We start from the raw sequence: 17,526 nt of genomic DNA, 5'->3' as shown, positions 1-17,526 counted from the left end.
GTGAGTAATAATGAAATAGAAGTAATCGGTGCCAAGGAGCATAATCTCAAAGATATCTCTCTTAGCATTCCAAAGAATAAATTGGTAGTCATCACCGGCGTTAGTGGTAGCGGAAAGTCGTCATTGGCATTCGATACCATTTATGCTGAAGGTCAGCGACGGTATATGGAAACTTTTTCCGCCTATGCTCGACAGTTCCTAGGCACGATGGATCGACCGGAAGTTGAAAAGATTAATGGTCTTTCTCCTGTGATTTCGATCGAGCAGAAAACGACGGCTTGGAATCCTCGGTCTACGGTAGGGACAACTACTGAGATTTATGATTTTATGCGATTGCTTTTTGCAAGAGCGTCGGATGCGTATTCTTATGTGACTGGAAAGAAGATGGTGAAGTATTCGGAGGATCAGATCTTTGATTCGATTCTGGAAGAATACAAAGGTAAGAAAATTAGTATTCTAGCGCCGATGATTCGTTCTAGAAAGGGGCATTACAGAGAATTATTCGAGCGTACATTTAAGAAAGGATTTACGAAAGTTAGAGTAGATGGTGAAATCATAGATCTTGTTCCTGGACTTCAAGTAGATCGTTACAAAGTCCATGATATAGAAATCGTCATTGATCGAATAAAAGTAGAAGATTCTAAACGAGACAGACTAAGAGCATCGTTGCAAATGGCATACAGAATGTCTGCTGATTTTGTGATGATTCATGATATGACGAATGATGAAATCGTTCCATTTAGTAAGCGGTTAATGGACCCAGAGAGTGGAATTTCATATGAAGAACCTTCGCCGAACACCTTTTCATTTAACTCACCTTACGGGTCATGTAAGAAGTGTAGAGGACTTGGTTCCGTGAATTCAGTAGACTTAAATAAAGTTATTCCAGATGATACAAAAAGTATCAATGAAGTCGGGATTGCACCATTCGGTGAAGTGCGGGATAATACGACCTTTAAGCAATTAAGAGCGATAGCGAAGAAATATAAATTTACCTTTTCTACACCGGTCAAAGATATTCCTAAGAAGGCTTTAGAAACGATATTGAATGGTGGTGATTCTTCTATCAAAACCAAAGTTCCTGGAGTTGCACATGACTTAGTGTATAACTTAGCAGAGGAAGGATTGGTAACGATGTTAGCCAGATGGTATGAGGACTCGAGCTCTGAAAGGATTCGTTCATGGGCAGAAGAGTTTATGGAGGTGGTGAAGTGCCCAGAATGCGATGGTTATCGTCTGATGAAGGAATCTCTTCATTATAAGATTGCGGGAAAACATATAGGAGAATTAGCAGCGATGGATCTTGCGGAAATGCATGATTGGTTTTCCACTGTAGATCAGCAAATGTCTAAGAATCAACTGGCCATCGCGAAAGATGTGCTCAAAGAAATTCAAGATAGGCTAGGCTTTTTACTAGAAGTAGGATTAGATTACCTTAGTGTAGATCGCCCGACGAGAACCCTTTCTGGAGGAGAATCTCAGCGGACAAGGCTTGCAACTCAGATCGGTTCGCAACTAACAGGGATTACTTATATCCTTGATGAGCCATCGATAGGATTACATCAACGAGATAATCAGCGGTTGATAAAGGCACTGAAGAACTTAACAACCATCGGAAATACGGTAATCGTAGTAGAACACGATAAGGATATCATGTTGGCATCAGATTACTTGATCGATCTAGGTCCTGGGGCGGGAGAATTGGGTGGAGAAATCGTAGCTGAAGGAACACCAGAAGACTTTCTGAAAATAGAGAGTGTGACGGCAGATTATCTATCAGATCGAAAAGAAATAGAAGTTCCTAAGAAACGTCGGAAAGGTAATGGCAAGAAGTTAGTGCTGAAAGGTGCTGATGGGCATAATCTTAAGAAGCAAAATCTAGAAATTACCCTTGGAACATTGACCTGTATAACAGGAGTCAGTGGAAGTGGGAAATCTTCATTGATTAATCAAACGTTGTACCCGATCTTACGTCAGCATTTTTATAAAAGCGTCAAGAAGCCACTTCAGTATGATTCGATCAAAGGACTAGAGCACTTGGATAAAGTGATAGAAATCGATCAGTCACCGATAGGGAGAACACCACGATCTAATCCAGCAACGTATACAGGAGTATTTACGGATATCAGAAAAATATTTGCCAAGGTACCAGAGGCTTTAATTAGAGGATATAAAATAGGACGTTTTTCCTTCAATGTTAAAGGGGGGCGATGCGAAGTGTGCGGTGGCGGAGGCCAACGAGCAATAGAAATGAATTTCCTTCCAGATGTGTATGTGGATTGTGAAGAATGTCAAGGCAAACGATATAATCGAGAAACGCTTGAGATTATTTATAAAGGGAAAAATATTTCTGATGTACTTAACATGACCGTTGCAGAAGCGACCAAGTTTTTCGAAATGGTCCCATCTATATACAGAAAATTGAAAACGCTGAGAGATGTAGGTCTAGGATATATTACGCTAGGCCAACAAGCGACAACACTATCTGGAGGAGAAGCACAGCGAGTGAAACTGGCAGAAGAACTTTCAAAGAAAGATACGGGACAAACTATTTATATCTTAGATGAGCCGACGACTGGTTTACATTTCGAGGATATTCAATACTTGATTAAGGTGATTAACCGAATAGTTGATAAAGGAAATACCGTCTTGGTAATTGAGCACAATATGGACATCATTAAAGTGGCTGATCGAATTGTGGATCTTGGCCCAGATGGAGGAAATAGAGGTGGCAAGATTGTGTATAATGGGACACCTGAGAAGATGGTAAAACTAAAGGATAACGAAACGGCTAGATTCTTAGCTATGGAATTAGGGTGAGTCGTAAGTCTTGAGTCTTGAGTCTTGAGTCGTAAGTCTTAAGTCCTGAGACGTGAGTCTTGAATGAATTAAGTAGGTAAGCACCGCCATGGTTTTTCTTAACTATTACGATAATCCAGATATTTCTATGTTTTCTGAATATTGATAATTTGATATTTTACGATGACTACTTAGCCGATTATTATTACTTCGAAGATCGCAAAGCTTAGAAACTGAAAGAAGTTATGTCTTTATTGATGTATGGGCTTTCCTTTTGCTTCATCGGACTTTCTACATGAATTAAGGTGTAGGTTTCTTTATTCTTTTCTAACCAATCCATTGCGAAGTGCAACTGGTGATAAAACTCATCTTCCATTAACTGAGACTCATCCACAAAACGGTATGGATATTCATACATTAAAGGAATGATGTTTTTCAACATAAAATAACGCTGATAATCTTTTAATCGCTGACCTATTAATTCCGTATTTTCATCACTTAATATTTCCTCTATAATCAAGTCAAAAACCATTCTGTCATTTGTGAATGCAAGACCTGGAAGAAAGCGATCGAAGAACCTTTTATCTAATGGATACTCTTCCATTATCCTTTTACAGATAGCAAGAGCTTCAGGATTTCCTACTCGAGCAAGGCCTTGAACAACATCCCAAGATTCTAGAATATCTTCTTCCGTATACTTTGAAATATTAGGAAGGACTTCATCTATTTCTTTATATCCAGCAATAACGATAAAGTGTTTCTTATTTCGATCTGTTTCGATGAGCTCTTTCAGCATTGAAATAGCATGATCATTAAAGTCTTTTTTATCGAAATGAATTAAGTGATTACTTAATCTGAATCTCAGATAAGGACTTCTATCACTTAAGCAAGCTTCTAAATGATCTTCTACAACTCTTTGCTTAAGCTCGAGACTGTTAGAATAATTATATATATTTCTTGAAATAGAATAAGCTTTAGATCTGGATCTAGCACTTTGGTCGGTATAGAAATTGCTTTCTAAAGATTTAAGTGCTGGTTTATGATTTCTTTGTTTCTTTAGATAGTTATTAGAACTAGCATTAGAGAGGTAAATGGATGAATATAGCTTTTTGTAAATGCCATTATTTTGGCCATTTAAGGTGATGCAAATCACGCTTAAGAATGTAAAAACAATTATGATCCTCCTATGGATATGGTGGTCAAGGGTACGCATAGGTTTAAAATAAATTAAGGTGGTAATTATATTCTTATTGCTAAGACACTTATTTTGTCGTTTAACCCCTATGGATGCAAAATTGAAGCCAAACATTTAACATACATTAGATAATTAATTGTCATTGAGATGAGAGCAATAATACAAAGAGTAAAATATGCGTCAGTTGAAATTACTGGTGAAATACATAATAAAATTGAACATGGAATACTTTTATTACTGGGTATTGAGGACGCAGATGAAAATGAAGATACCTCGTGGATTATCAGGAAAGTATCGAATATGAGAATTTTCAATGATGAGGAAGGTGTAATGAATAAGTCATTATTGGATATTAATGGAGAAATCTTAATTATAAGCCAATTCACCTTATTTGCCTCTACCAAAAAAGGAAATCGACCTTCTTACATTGCAGCGGCAAAACCTGAAATCGCCATTCCCAAGTATGAGCATTTTTTAGCAGAATGGGAAAAAGAAACTAAAATCCAAGCGAAGGCTGGAGTCTTCGGTGCAGATATGAAAGTGGAGTTATTGAATGATGGACCAGTGACGATATTTATGGACAGTAAAAACAAAGTTTAATGGAAATTAAGGAAGCGCAGAACCAAGTAGATGAATGGATTAAATCTTTCGGCGTTCGATACTTTAATGAGTTAACGAACATGGCGATGTTAACAGAAGAAGTAGGAGAACTGGCAAGACTTGTCGCACGGATTCACGGGGAACAGTCCTTTAAAAATCCACCAGAAAAAAGCCCTAAAGAATTGCTTTCTGATGAGATGGCTGATGTGCTTTTTGTTCTGATCTGCATGGCTAATCAGATGGATATTGACTTGGATAAGGCGTTAGTTGAAAACTTAATGAAGAAGACTAACAGAGATAGCGATAGACACCAGAACAATGAAAAATTAACTAAATGAGACCATATATTCTACTAGAAAGCAATTGGAAGTATATTAAAGAACAAAAATTTGAGTTAGCTATTCTGCCTTGGGGTGCAACGGAAGCTCACAATTATCATTTGCCATATGGCACGGATGTCATAGAGGCTGATTTTATCGCAGCGGAATCTGCGCGAAAGGCATATGAAGAAGGAGCTAAGGTTATCGTCTTACCTACCATTCCGTTCGGCGTTAATACAGGACAGGATGATGTTTTGTTAGATATTAACCTTAATCCCAGCACGCAGCAAGCTATTATCGAGGATATCGTTCAGGTTTTAGATAGGCAAGGCATCAAGAAGTTATTAATTCTAAATTCTCATGGTGGAAATAATTTTAAATCCATCCTTCGAGAAGTTGGGTTAAAATATCAAAATATGTTTATTTCGTTCTGCAATTGGTTCCAGGCCATGGATAAGAAGGCATATTTTGACGAGTATGATGGAGATCATGCAGATGAAATGGAAACTTCACTGATGTTACATTTTACGCCAGAATTAGTAAGGCCATTAGATGAAGCAGGAGAGGGCGCTTCTAAAAAGTGGAAAGTAAGTGGGTTAAATGAATCTTGGGCTTGGGCAGAAAGAAAATGGACAGAAGTGAGTGAAGATACAGGAATAGGAAATCCTAAACTGGCAACACAAGAGAAAGGGGAGCGTTTTTTTAATGACGTAACAGATAAAGTAAGTAGATTGATGGCCGACTTGGCTAGCATGGATATGAAAAACAAGTATGAATGAAACAGACAAGGAGGAAGTTTGTAAGAACATTAGCAGGAAGTAGTTTTGTAGCTTCTGCAGTAGCGAAAAAGGCATTAAGTATCAAGAAGTCTTATACACTAGAAGATGCTAATGAATATGTGTTAGATCAAGAAATTAGATTGGGTGCAATCGGAATGGGAATCATGGGTTTTAACAATGTTAGAACTGCTGTTTCTATCCCTGGTGCTAAATTAGTCGCTGCATGCGATTTATATACAGGTAGATTAGAAAGGACGAAAGAAGTTTTTGGAGAAGATGTAGTAACCTATACCGATTACAAAGAATTGATAAGTCGGGATGATATAGATGCTGTAATTGTTTCTACGACTGACCATTGGCATAAAAAAATGGCCTTAGATGTATTAGCAGCAGGGAAGCACCTATACTTAGAGAAGCCGATCGTTCATCAGATAGAGGAAGGAATGGATATTATCGAAGCTGAGCGAGAATCAGGTAAGATCGTTCAGATCGGAAGCCAGCGTGTCAGTTCTGTTGTTTATAAAAAGGCCAAAGAACTTTATGAGTCTGGAGCCATAGGGAAGCTTGTAGTAGCAGAGGCCTCTTTTAATCGGCAATCTGCCATGGGTGCGTGGCAGTATTCCATACCTACGGATGCTTCACCGAGTACTGTTTCTTGGGATAAATTTCTAGGAAGTGCACCTAAGATTCCGTTTAACAAAGAACATTTCTTTAGATGGCGAAATTACCAGGCTTATGGAACAGGAGTAGCTGGTGACTTATTTGTTCATTTATTCTCAGGCATGCATTCGGTAATCTCCTCGAATGGTCCGGAAAAGATATATGCAACTGGGGGATTAAGGTATTGGGAAGATGGAAGAGATGTTCCAGATGTGATGATGGCTTTGTTTGACTATCCTAAGTCTGCTTCTCATCCTGCATTCAATATGGTACTTAAGGTGAATTTCATCGATGGAGCAGGAGGAGGAAACCAATTCAAGTTAGTAGGGACAGAAGGTGCTATGGAAATAAAAGGGAATAAAATTTTAGTCAGCAAGAGTAAAATGAGTGATGCTCCTGGATATGGCGGATGGGATTCCTTCAGTACTTTTTCGGAGGAAGAGCAAGCAGCCTATAAAAAATGGTATAGCGAAACATATCCTAATCCAAGTGACAAGGTGAAAGTGGCGGAAGAAGTGGTGTATACTGCACCGAAAGGATTTAATGAACACAAGGCTCATTACCTCAATTTCTATAATGCGATTCTGGGCAAAGAAAAGGTGATCGAAGATGCGACATTTGGCTTAAGAGCTGCTGCTCCGTCACTGATTGCGAATAAAAGTTTATTTGAAAACAAAATCATTCGCTGGAATCCAAATCAGATGAAAATGGTCTAATTTTTTACTGGTAAAGTTCTTTGTGTAAGTAAGCATCTTTCACATCATGCTTGTTCCAATAGTCTAAGATTTTTGTGTTTTTACGCACGGCTTCTGAAGTGAGAACCTCACGATTAAAGCTTTGATAAGTATCATCCCAGCCTTCTATCAAATACGGAAAGTCTGATTGGAAATAGATATTTACAACTCTATTATTGTGTTCATAATGAATGGTGTATTGACTGACTTGCTTTTCTTTCCATGTTGTCTTCTCAAGCCTTGACATGGCTTTGTAAGGTTTGACTTCTTCGTGCATGAATCTGCTGACAACCGCAGATGGGATCAATTCAAATTCACCTTTCGGCAGCAACTCAGGGTTCAGTCGAATCAAGTTAAATAACTCATCTTCTAGATAAGTACTCTTAATACTAAAATTTTGATCACCTTCTGACTCAAAGTAGGAATAACCCTTAACATCATATTGTCTTCCATCGAGATTCATCTGCATAAAAACATGTCCACACCATTCTTGGCCGGATAATGTCAATTTCAATGCGTCAGTATATGAGGCAGTGCTAACCGGATTAAAAACGGAAGTCATCATAGAATAGGGATATATTCCAGTCAGGAATGTCCGAGTTGAATTCAGCTTCAGGACGGAAGTTTTATCATTTCCTGCAGCACCTGGATTATCTAATTTAACTTGCTTTTTCCTAGAAAAAGGTTCTGTTACGAAGATCATCGTTGCCTGCCCGTTATGGATTTCACCATACCTAGACTGTTTTAGGTCGTAGCCCGATAACTCTGCAAGTCCTGCGTACCAATATTCATTAAATCGAGGGTTGTCTTTGACTTTCGTCTTTTGCGTCTGATCGAGGCTTTCGGGAACAATTTCAGTCTGCATTTCTGAAAACTCTGCCAGTCCATTGTCTCGTAAAGAGATGGCAATGATTCCTAGTAAACAAACTGCTGCAACAATTAAATACTTCATGATTCTACTTTAAATACAAATCCGACACCATGTCGGTTCGATATTTCTATGCTGCTATCGTCTTTTAAGTATTTTCTTAACCTTGAAATAAAAACATCTAGGCTTCTTCCCAGGAAGTAATCATCTTTTCCCCAGACGGCAACAAGGATATCGGCACGCTTAATGACCTCGTTTTTATTCTTAATCAAATATTTCAATAATTCAGCTTCTTTCAAGGTTAAGGACTTCTTACTATTACTAGAGCTAAGCACTAAATTCTTATAGTCTAAAGTGTATTGTCCTATAACAAACTCCGATTTCTCTACACTTCCGACAATTTCTTTTCTTCTTAGAAAAACATTTATTTTCAAAATAAGTTCTTCTATACTAAATGGTTTAGTAATATAGTCATCTCCTCCCAATAATAGACCTTCTATTCTATCTTCTTTCATAGATTTCGCGGTCAGAAAAATAATGGGTATCTGCAGACTGATTTTTCGAATTCTCCTGGCCAGCTCGAATCCATCTATTCCGGGAAGCATCACATCTAGCAGGCATAAATCATATTCTGTCGGTTTGAAATTTAGAATGGCTTCATTTCCATGTGTGAAATGGACTACTTCGAAACCGCTAAGTTCTAAGTTGTCTTTTGTAACAAAACCAAGTGTTTCGTCATCTTCTACATAAAATATTCTGGCTTTCGTACTCATTTTTCAAATTTTATTGTAAATGTTGTTCCTACGTTTTCTTTGGATTGAACATCGATTTTCCACTTATGTGCATCGCATATGTTTTTCACATAATACAAGCCAAGTCCAAAACCTTTGACATTATGAATGTTTCCTGTGGGAACTCTAAAGAATTTATTAAAAAGGTTGTAAAGGTGTTCATTAGGAATCCCGATACCATTGTCTTCGATGCTCAAACTTGGAGTTTTCTCATCAAGAATTACGGTAATGATGGGTGTATCTTTATAGTATTTAATTGAATTGTCTAATATGTTATAAATTACATTTCCGAGGTGCAACTTGTCAGCTTCTACAAATATCTGCACATCGGGTTTTATCAGTTCTATTTTTCCATCTGTAGGAGAAATCTTCAATTTGAAACTTTCAATAATTTCTGTAACGATCTCTGTTAAATTGACCTTCTCAAAATTTAATTTCAAGGCGTCTTTTTCTATACGTGCGATGTCAAGCACTTTTTCAACTTGAGAATTTAACCTGATGTTCTGGTTTTTGATGATCTCCACATATTTCTTAAGCCGCTCATTGCTCTGAATATTAGGGCTATTCGCAAGCACATCTGCTGCAATCTTCATCGAAGAGATTGGCGTTTTGAATTCATGGGTCATATTGTTGATGAAATCTTTCTGCATTTCCGACAACCGCTTCTGCCTTAGGATAATGAAACTAGAGTAGATAAAAAATCCAAGTGCAAGTAGAGTAATCGAGGTGAATAGAATCGACTGGCCCATGGAACGCAAGATCACACTTTCCTTAGAAGGGAAGGTTACGACGAAATAATATTCGAGATTGCTGAATTTAGGAAGAACACCTTCATTGGTATTTTCAGTAGTACGTTCACCGATGTCACAGTAATTTCCATACACCATCTCATCACTGGTACAATCGTAGACGGCATACTCGAAATCGGTATTAAGCGATTGCGCTTCGAACTCCCGAATTAAGAAATCTTCTAAGATATTCGCATCTATTTCATCGTTGATATTTACCGCATAGTAATTCGATGAAATCCTTTGAATGATATTTTGCTTAGGTAATTTGGTCTCATTATAAGCTGCTAATTTCGTAGCGACTTTTCTTAGAGCAATATGCACTTGTTGGTTAAAGGCAATATCTTTTAATTGCCAATTCCTGTAAGTCCAGTATCCTTGAATGAAAATAATAGCGCTTACAAGTAATGCACCCAGGATTAATAATTTTCGAATGGAGCTATTTGTCATTGATTCAAAATTAACAATTATCTGTGTTCTCTTATTATGTAAAAAAAATCATTAACAGCTTATTATCATAAATTGGTTTCAAATTTGCAGTAATCCCCTTAATGATGATATATATTTGTGCATGACTAAGATTGGGCGGACAAGTACCCTTATACTATTTTTAATTTTCTTATCGATTTCGATGTTCGGACAAGATGAGAATCCTTTCGATATTCAATCGAGAATCGGAACCGTGGTAGAGGACAGTTTAACCCAGACGTCGGATTCCTTTTCATTAGATAAGCATGTGTCTTTCGTAGAGAGAAGGCAATTAGAAATGATCGAGGAGAACCCATTCAACGTCTCTCATATTCCTGTAAAGAAAATAAATAAGATTGCAGAAGTTAAGTCAGATCAAATAGATAGCCCTCCTGGAAAAAATATTAATAAAGACTTATTAACGAAGTCTAATACAAGAAATGCAAAATTTCTTTTCTGGTTTTTTCTGATTCAGTTACTTTTATTAACGAGTGTGCTAGGGATTAATAGGGAGTTTATCAAGAAGATTAATCGATCGATTAGTAATGACAACTTTGCAAAACTTGTAAGTAGAGATTATAACGGAGGGTTTAATGCGCTCTTTGTAATCATGTATGTCATTTTTATTATTTCGCTATCAATTTTTATTTATTTAGCTGCTAGACATTACGTGGGAATCAGCGGATTTTCGAAATTCCTTGTTTTCCTGCTATCTGTCTCTGGTATTTATCTTTTTCGACATATTTTTCTTGGGTTTCAAGGGTTTGTTTTCCCTTTTTCAAAAACAACTTCCTACTACAATTTTATGATCATTTTGTTCAACAGTTATCTGGGTTTGTTACTGATACCAGTGAACCTTACCCTTGCCTATTCTCCTGAAGGAATTGCAAATATTTCGCTATATATTGGCATGGGCTTGATCATAGTCTTGTATTTATTGAGGTTTTTAAGAGGGAGTCTTCATGCATATACTTTTATAAGTAATCATCTTTTTCATTTTTTTCTTTATCTTTGCACCTGCGAAATCGCACCTATTTTTATTTTGGTCAGATTTTTAAGTAATTCTTTTAGCAATTAAAGAAAAATATAGATTTGAGAGCACAGGATATGTCAGCAGAAACAAAAGCAGGAACTGTTTATAAAACAGTAAAAACTATTCTGGTTTCTCAACCAAAACCAGAAAGGTCTCCTTACTATAAACTTGAGCAGAAGTACGGCATCCAGATTGACTGGCGTCCTTTCATTCATGTCGAAGGTGTAACTGAAAAAGAATTCAGAAAAAACCGTATTCGTCCTGATGAGTACAGCGCTGTCATTTTTACAAGCAAGAACTCAATAGAGCATTTCTTTAGACTTTGTGAAGAAATGAGAATTAAGATGGATCAGAATACGAAGTATTTCTGTCTGTCTGAGGCAATTGCTAATTACCTTCAGAAATTTATCGTGTATAGAAAGCGTAAGGTTTTTGTAGGTGTTAGAAAAGTAGCCGACTTACATTCTTATTTTAATAAGCATAAGGATAAAGAAAAGTTTTTCCTACCTAATTCTAATTTAGGGAGCCAAGATGTAGTAGATTACTTAGATGAGAATAAGATTAATTACACTTCCGCAATGATGTATAAAACCGTTGCAAGTGATCTTTCTGATTTAAGTGATATTACCTACGATGTTTTAGTGTTTTTTAGTCCTTTAGGAATTCATTCATTATATGAAAACTTTCCTGGCTTTAAGCAGAATGAAACTAGAATGGCTGTGTTCGGAAACAGTACTTCTAAAGCAGTAGAAGATAGAGGATTAACGATAAATATTCACGCGCCTTCTCCTGAATCTCCTTCTATGACGATGGCACTAGAAAATTACCTTAAGAAGTCGAATCCATTGTAGGCTTTTTTCGTTTTCGATCATCTTCTTGCCTCAAGAGTATACTTGTCTATTTGGTATAAATAGATTGGCTGTATGTTAGAATCAGTTTCATAATTACAGGTTTAAATATCTTTTCCTAAATTCCATTGCCTTTTTAATTTTCAATTTTGGCGTTTTCTGAAAGATATCTATGCGCTCTTTACATTACTCAATCCTTTTCAGTACTGTGTGACTGTCATTACACTCGATTATTTTAAATGTAGTATTTTAGGTTTACTAAACGGTAGCCACCATCTTTATAGAAATGGTTAAAAATATGGAGGTTGTGGAAAAGGGTTTATCTTTAGTTTGTAGTGCTATTCTAAAAATCTAAATAGGCGTATGTTCACCTTTATCAAAACAGTTATCTCTTTTTTACAAGATAAGAATTATAGAAATTTGCTAATGATGACCACAGCTGTGATTGCGTTAGGATCTATTACTTATCATTATTTAGAAGGGTGGTCATGGGTAGATTGCATCTATTTTTGCGTTATTACCTTAACGACAATAGGTTATGGTGATTTGTCTCCAATTACAGATGCAGGAAAATTATTCACCATCTTTTATATCGTGATTGGACTGGGAATGATATTGAATTTTATTCAGACGGTCTATAATCATTATCAAGATGTAAGGAATATTAGAAATGATAAAAAGAGCAAATAGGCCCTGTTTTTTGAAAACAAATTGATCTGCTAAACAGTTATTTCTTCATGCAATTAATAGAACAACTTAAGCGAAGACTTGAATCTCCTCTTCCAGGATGGGACAGCCAATTTCATATGGCTCCATTTGGGAGACAAGAATTTATGGATAAAGTTCTGGCCTATAGAAAAGCTGCTGTATTAAGCCTTGTTTATCCTAAGAATGATCTATGGCATATGGTCTTTATAGAGAGATCGGCACATGAAAAGGATAAACACAGTGCTCAGATTTCTTTTCCAGGTGGAAGTGCTGAAGAATATGATCAGTCAGTTATAGATACAGCATTAAGAGAAGCCCATGAAGAAATAGGGCTTGATGTTTCTAAGGTCAATGTTTTAGCAGAGTTAACACCCTTGAAAATTCCTGTAAGTAAGTTTGAGGTATTTCCTGTATTAGCTTATTCTGAAAGCGAACTTATTTTTACACCGCAAGTAACAGAAGTAGCTCGAATTATAGAGGTACCGATTCAGATGGTTGTTGATCCTGTGAAAAAAGGACGGAAAAATATCAGGTTGTCGAATGGTATGATGATTAATGATGTACCGATTTTTAATTTTGACGATGATATTATCTGGGGAGCAACTTCTATGATGCTCAATGAGATTATTGAAATATTGACCTAAATATTAATAATATGTCCAAGTTTATTCTTTCGCTCTTATTTTCATCTAGCCTGATGATCTCCTGTTTTTCTAAGATAAATCCACCTAACAAAGTATTTAGTCCTAGTTATGATGGAAATTTGCCAATAGACCAATTGGTACTTCCTGATGGTTTTAAAATTGATGTCTATGCAGAAGGTATAAGCAATGCAAGATCTATGGCACTTTCTTCCTCTGGAACGCTTTTCGTAAGTACGAGAAATGAAGGGAATGTATATGCGCTCAAAGATACCAATGGGGATTTAAAAATTGACCAGAAAACAACCCTCTTAACGGGAATGACCTTGCCTAACGGCGTTGCCTTAAGGAACGGTGACTTATATGTTGCAGAGGTGAATAGAATATTATTAATCAAGGATATAGAAAATAATATCAAAGAAGATGTGGCTTACGAGGTGATCAACGAAGACTACCCTGATAAGAAGCACCATGGATGGAAATACATCGCTTTCGGTCCAGATGATAAATTGTATGTTCCAGTCGGAGCACCTTGCAACATCTGTGAATCAGAGGAAGAAATTTTCGCTACGATAACACGGATGAATCCTGATGGTAGCAATGTAGAGATCGTACACGAAGGAATACGGAATTCAGTAGGGTTTGATTGGCATCCAATTACGAAGCAGCTTTACTTCACAGATAATGGAAGAGATTGGATGGGTGATGATGAGCCAGAATGTGAGCTAAACTTTGCAGCTGAAGACCATCTGCATTTTGGATATCCATACTGTCATGAAGGTGGTTTACTAGATCCTAAGTTAGGAGAAGGGAAATCATGTGATGACTATACTCCTCCAGCATTGAAACTAGGTCCTCATGTTGCTCCATTAGGAATGGAGTTCTATGAAGGAGAGATGTTTCCGGGTGAATATAAAAACGATGCATTTATTGCCTTACATGGTTCGTGGAATAGAGAGAAGAAGTCAGGTTATGAAATCGTAAGAGTGCATTTCGAAGATAACAAGGCAGTTCGATTTTCAAGTTTTATATCAGGATGGTTGGAAAAAGAATCAGATAGTGTTTGGGGAAGACCTGTCGATGTAGAAGTTATGTCGGATGGTTCATTATTGATTTCTGATGATTTTGCGGATGCCATTTATAGAGTTTATTATGAAGGATAAAATATCGGTTATTGCTTTTGATGCGGATGATACCCTTTGGTCTAATGAACCATTTTTCAGAGCCTCAGAGGAAAGATTTGCAGAAATGTTTTCTGATTTTATGCCTCCACATGATGTAATAAGGGCACTATTAAAAGTAGAAATCGCGAATATTCCAGTTTTAGGGTATGGAGTGAAAAGTTTTGTAATTTCTATGCTAGAAACTGCGCTTGAAATTTCTGATCATCAAGTTTCTGCTGATGCGTTGCAGAAAATTGTAGCGATCGGAAAGGATCAGTTACAGCAACCGGTGGAAATTTTAGAAAATGTGGAGCAAGTGCTTTCAGCTTTGCAAGGTAGATTCAAACTTGTAATGGCAACAAAGGGTGACTTGCTTGAGCAAGAAACCAAACTTATTAAATCGGGATTGGAAAAGTATTTTCATCATATAGAAATCCTTTCGGAAAAGAAGGAGCCGAATTATAAGAAATTAATAAACCACCTTGATATTCCTGCGAATGAGTTTCTAATGATTGGGAATTCTTTGAAATCAGATATTCTTCCGATACTTAACCTAGGTGGTTATGCGGCACATATTCCATTCCACACAACTTGGGAATATGAAAAAGTAAGTACTACATTTACGCACGATAATTTTTATCCATTGAGCAACATTAGTGAAGTACTTGAATTATTAAAATGAATTACGAAGTCATCAATTACAAAGACTGGAATCGGTCTAGCCAATATCTGTTTTTTAAAGAATTCGAAGAGCCTTTCACTGGAGTTACATGCGATGTAGATGTTACGAAAGCATATGAAAATGCGAAATTGGCTAAGTTTTCATTTTTTCAATACTACCTGCACAAGTCCTTGTTAGCAGCTAATGATCTAAGACCTTTCCGACTTAGGATTGTCAATGATGAACTAAGATTGTATGAGAAGATCCATGCTTCGGCAACAATCTCCAGAGCGGACGGAACATTCGGGTTTAGTCATATTGAATTCGAAAAAGAATTGACAGATTTTTCTAGAGAGGTTGTATCAGAGAAGGAGAGAATCGCGGAAGATTATAACTTATTTCCACCAGTCCATAAAGAGAATGTTATTCATTTTTCTGCCATGCCTTGGCTCCAATTTACTTCGGTCTCTCATGCTAGAAAGTATGCTCGTCCAGATAGTTGCCCAAAGATATCATTTGGTAAAGTTTACAAAGTAGGTACGGTATTAAAAATGCCAGTTTCTATTCATGTTCATCACGGGTTAATGGACGGTAGAGATATCGGAAGATATGTCGATCGGTTTCAGACTTTGCTTAATGAAGGCTAGATGATTTCTGTATCATCATTAATGATCACTCTTACAGTCTCTATTTTCGTTTCACTGACATCTTCGAAAATAAATTTATAATTGTCTAATTCTAATTCAGCACCAGACTCTGGAATAGTCCCCGAAGTAGTTACGAGGTATCCTGACAAAGTGTGATACTCACCTTCAGGAATATTTATATTATCATATTTGTCATTCAAGTGGTTCACTTCTAGTCGACCTGAGAAGCGATATTCTCTATCATTAACTTGAACATCGATGTAATCTTCTGAATCGTGTTCATCTTCGATTTCTCCAAAGATTTCTTCCAAGATATCTTCCAGTGTGATGATTCCTGCCGTTCCACCGAATTCATCTACCACGCAAGCAATATTCGTATCACTATTGATAAACTTAGACATCATATCCTTCGCACTCATCGCTTCTGGAACATACATAATATCTAATATCAGATGCTTGATTTGCTTTGGGTTATCAAGCATTTGTTGGTGATGAATATATCCTACGATATTTTCTACATCCTTGTCAATAACGATCAATCTTGAGTGACGTGATTCAATAAATGTTTTCACAACTTCCGTAGGATTCATTCGCTTATCGATCAGTACAATTTCGTTTCTAGGAATCATACAATCTCGCACTTTCACTTGTCTCAGGTTCAGTGCATTCTTAAACATATCGGCCTCCATTTCCTCATTATCGTCTGAAAAGCTTTCTTCGACATAGGATTCTAGATCTAGTCTAGTCAATGCTTGCTCTACTTCTTCATTCGGCATTCGAATGATGTATTTCAGAATAAAGTTTGAAATACTAGTCATGAACCAAGTTGGAATACCTAGAATAAATTTGAAAAAGGCTAGTGGATACGTTAAGCCATATATCATTTCATTAGAGTAAACTCTAAACATCGTCTTCGGAATAAATTCTCCGAAAAGCAATACGATTAATGTGATGATTAGCGTAGTACATAATAGGAAATAAAACCCTTCGCCCAACCAAGTGTTTAAGTAAGGCCTAAGCGATTCTGTGATCAGAATAGAAAAGACAACTAGTGCTATATTATTTCCCACAAGCATAGTGCTCAAGAAATTCCTAGGATTGTTATAAAACCCTGTAAGGATCTTTCCTCGTCGAGTTCCTTTATTTTTCTGAACTTCTATACCAAGTTTGTTCGCTGAAACATAAGCTATTTCAGAGCCAGAAAAAAAGGCAGACAGAATAAGGGCAATAATGATGTATATAATCATGATGCAAATTTACTATATTCTTCGGGAGTATCCATATCAGAAAAATATGCTGGGTCTTCGGTGTCATATATTTTCAGAAGATCAGCATTAGTATTGATAACTTCTTTGCATCCATTCGGATTTTTACAATCTAAAAGTTCGTTAAATAGGCTTTTAGGGAATATGGTTGGATTTCCAGGTCTTCCATTATGCATGGGCCTGAAAATATTCTGATGGTTCGAAACGGTTAATAGTTTATTCAAGTGGTCTGATGTTATTAATGGCATATCCGCTAAGCAAATCATTACAGCATTAGAACTGGGATTAATCAATTGCATTCCTGCTTTTATGCTGCTGGTCTGGCCTTCTAAGTGATTTCCATTGATAGCTAACTTTAGTGCATTGCTATTGCAGTGTGGAATCATTTGTTTGTAATCATGACCTAGCACAACGATGAGTTCATCTAGATTAGAGTGTTCCATTGCTCGTACCATTTTTACAAAAAGAGGTTCTCCTTTGATCGGTAAAAGGAGTTTGTTAGCATCTCCCATCCGTGTAGAATTACCTGCTGCTAGTAGAATTCCGCTTACCATTTTT

18 protein-coding genes are annotated in these 17,526 nt (G+C 36.8%); 12 read left to right on the top strand and 6 right to left on the bottom strand.

Translation table 11 applies throughout. The annotated features are described in order from the left end of the window. Entirely contained in the window at positions 1-2,820 is a 2,820-nt protein-coding gene (gene uvrA, locus L2586_RS05150; RefSeq protein ID WP_235291723.1) for an excinuclease ABC subunit UvrA, read from the top strand. A 205-nt stretch (positions 2,821-3,025) separates the two neighbouring features. Here uvrA and L2586_RS05145 read toward each other — a convergent pair whose 3' ends face one another. Then, positions 3,026-3,952 (bottom strand): hypothetical protein, encoded by a 927-nt coding sequence (locus tag L2586_RS05145; protein WP_235291722.1) that lies wholly within the window; start codon positions 3,950-3,952, stop codon positions 3,026-3,028. Between the two features lie 189 nt (positions 3,953-4,141). Between L2586_RS05145 and dtd the strand changes: the two genes are divergently transcribed. Genes dtd through L2586_RS05125 form a run of 4 tightly spaced genes read left to right on the top strand, consistent with a single transcriptional unit; the run spans position 4,142 to position 7,069 of the window. Next, complete coding sequence (gene dtd, locus L2586_RS05140) at positions 4,142-4,594, top strand: D-aminoacyl-tRNA deacylase (RefSeq protein WP_235291721.1); 453 nt, start codon at positions 4,142-4,144, stop codon at positions 4,592-4,594. Then, a complete protein-coding gene (locus L2586_RS05135; protein ID WP_235291720.1) occupies positions 4,594-4,932 on the top strand; it encodes a nucleotide pyrophosphohydrolase in 339 nt (112 codons plus the stop codon). Before dtd ends, L2586_RS05135 begins: the two co-directional genes overlap by 1 nt. Further along, entirely contained in the window at positions 4,929-5,693 is a 765-nt protein-coding gene (locus L2586_RS05130) for a creatininase family protein (RefSeq protein ID WP_235291719.1), read from the top strand. The genes L2586_RS05135 and L2586_RS05130 overlap by 4 nt, the downstream gene beginning before the upstream one ends. Further along, complete coding sequence (locus L2586_RS05125; RefSeq protein ID WP_235291718.1) at positions 5,690-7,069, top strand: Gfo/Idh/MocA family protein; 1,380 nt, start codon at positions 5,690-5,692, stop codon at positions 7,067-7,069. Before L2586_RS05130 ends, L2586_RS05125 begins: the two co-directional genes overlap by 4 nt. 4 nt (positions 7,070-7,073) lie before the next feature. Here L2586_RS05125 and L2586_RS05120 read toward each other — a convergent pair whose 3' ends face one another. Genes L2586_RS05120 through L2586_RS05110 form a run of 3 tightly spaced genes read right to left on the bottom strand, consistent with a single transcriptional unit; the run spans position 7,074 to position 9,984 of the window. Beyond that, positions 7,074-8,039 (bottom strand): hypothetical protein, encoded by a 966-nt coding sequence (locus L2586_RS05120; protein WP_235291717.1) that lies wholly within the window; start codon positions 8,037-8,039, stop codon positions 7,074-7,076. After that, positions 8,036-8,728 (bottom strand): response regulator transcription factor, encoded by a 693-nt coding sequence (locus L2586_RS05115; protein WP_235291716.1) that lies wholly within the window; start codon positions 8,726-8,728, stop codon positions 8,036-8,038. Before L2586_RS05115 ends, L2586_RS05120 begins: the two co-directional genes overlap by 4 nt. Further along, positions 8,725-9,984: a sensor histidine kinase gene (locus L2586_RS05110; RefSeq protein ID WP_235291715.1), complete on the bottom strand. Its 1,260-nt coding sequence runs from the start codon at positions 9,982-9,984 to the stop codon at positions 8,725-8,727. Before L2586_RS05110 ends, L2586_RS05115 begins: the two co-directional genes overlap by 4 nt. Positions 9,985-10,105: 121 nt before the next feature. On the opposite strand from L2586_RS05110, the gene L2586_RS05105 reads away from it, so the two are divergent. The 7 genes from L2586_RS05105 to L2586_RS05075 all read left to right on the top strand — a co-directional run bounded on the left by L2586_RS05105 (position 10,106) and on the right by L2586_RS05075 (position 15,703). Beyond that, positions 10,106-11,080: a DUF4271 domain-containing protein gene (locus tag L2586_RS05105; RefSeq protein WP_235291714.1), complete on the top strand. Its 975-nt coding sequence runs from the start codon at positions 10,106-10,108 to the stop codon at positions 11,078-11,080. Between the two features lie 29 nt (positions 11,081-11,109). After that, positions 11,110-11,886, top strand: coding sequence for a uroporphyrinogen-III synthase (locus L2586_RS05100; RefSeq protein ID WP_348535561.1), 777 nt, complete (start codon positions 11,110-11,112; stop codon positions 11,884-11,886). A gap of 360 nt (positions 11,887-12,246) precedes the next feature. Beyond that, on the top strand, positions 12,247-12,573 hold the full coding sequence (locus L2586_RS05095; RefSeq protein ID WP_235291712.1) for a potassium channel family protein: 327 nt from the start codon (positions 12,247-12,249) through the stop codon (positions 12,571-12,573). A 47-nt stretch (positions 12,574-12,620) separates the two neighbouring features. After that, positions 12,621-13,235 carry an NUDIX hydrolase gene (locus L2586_RS05090; RefSeq protein WP_235291711.1) on the top strand — a complete coding sequence of 205 codons (615 nt, stop codon included), beginning with the start codon at positions 12,621-12,623 and terminating at the stop codon, positions 13,233-13,235. Between the two features lie 11 nt (positions 13,236-13,246). Next, positions 13,247-14,395, top strand: coding sequence for a PQQ-dependent sugar dehydrogenase (locus L2586_RS05085; RefSeq protein ID WP_235291710.1), 1,149 nt, complete (start codon positions 13,247-13,249; stop codon positions 14,393-14,395). Further along, the gene (locus tag L2586_RS05080) at positions 14,385-15,077 is read left to right on the top strand and encodes an HAD family hydrolase (protein ID WP_235291709.1); all 693 of its coding nucleotides are present in this window, start codon (positions 14,385-14,387) and stop codon (positions 15,075-15,077) included. The genes L2586_RS05085 and L2586_RS05080 overlap by 11 nt, the downstream gene beginning before the upstream one ends. Next, a complete protein-coding gene (locus tag L2586_RS05075; protein ID WP_235291708.1) occupies positions 15,074-15,703 on the top strand; it encodes a CatA-like O-acetyltransferase in 630 nt (209 codons plus the stop codon). Before L2586_RS05080 ends, L2586_RS05075 begins: the two co-directional genes overlap by 4 nt. Here the strand turns inward: L2586_RS05075 and L2586_RS05070 are convergent. Next, entirely contained in the window at positions 15,700-16,950 is a 1,251-nt protein-coding gene (locus tag L2586_RS05070) for a hemolysin family protein (RefSeq protein WP_235291707.1), read from the bottom strand. The genes L2586_RS05075 and L2586_RS05070 overlap by 4 nt on opposite strands. Next, entirely contained in the window at positions 16,947-17,522 is a 576-nt protein-coding gene (locus tag L2586_RS05065) for a nucleotidyltransferase family protein (protein ID WP_235291706.1), read from the bottom strand. Before L2586_RS05065 ends, L2586_RS05070 begins: the two co-directional genes overlap by 4 nt. Positions 17,523-17,526 lie beyond the last annotated feature (4 nt).

Origin of the sequence: Portibacter lacus (genome assembly GCF_021533215.1) — a bacterium.
In the GTDB taxonomy this organism is placed as follows: domain Bacteria; phylum Bacteroidota; class Bacteroidia; order Chitinophagales; family Saprospiraceae; genus Portibacter; species Portibacter lacus.
The sequence above is the reverse complement of the archived record's forward strand: the minus strand, read 5'-3'. Positions and strand labels throughout refer to the sequence as shown.